Origin of the sequence: Stenotrophomonas sp. 2YAF26 (genome assembly GCF_052114625.1) — a bacterium.
Lineage (GTDB): Bacteria > Pseudomonadota > Gammaproteobacteria > Xanthomonadales > Xanthomonadaceae > Stenotrophomonas > Stenotrophomonas indicatrix.
In genome coordinates, this window is record NZ_JBFRFC010000041.1 from 1 (window position 1) to 390 (window position 390).

Here is a 390-nt window from a genome sequence, read left to right on the forward strand (position 1 = left end):
CGCATGCCGGCAACGTCGCCGCCATGGCGCTGGCACGCGCTGGATGTCTGGACGTCCTTTCGTCCGACTACATGCCAACCAGCCTGCTTCCTGGGGCCTTCATCCTGCACCAGCAGGCGGGATGGGCCCTGCCTGACGCCATCGCCACGGTCACCACGGCGCCCGCCGCTGCGCTGGGCTTCGACGACCGGGGTCTACTGGCCGAGGGCTTGCGCGCCGACCTGCTGCGCGTACGCATGCACAAGCACGAGCCGGTGGTGCGCTCGGCGTGGGTGGCGGGCAGGCAGCGGCTGTGACGGTCGTCACGCTTCGCTCTCCGCATAGCGGCGCGGGCTCTGGGCCGTCCCTTCGAAAGCATAGACAGCGGGCATTCGTTGCCTAGTCCGAGTC

The 390-nt window shown here is 69.5% G+C and carries 1 pseudogene; it reads left to right on the forward strand.

Going from position 1 to position 390, the window contains the following annotated elements:
- A pseudogene (locus AB4Y98_RS20665) lies at positions 1–296 on the forward strand (hypothetical protein); the annotation flags it as partial.
- Between the last annotated feature and the right edge of the window lie 94 nt (positions 297–390).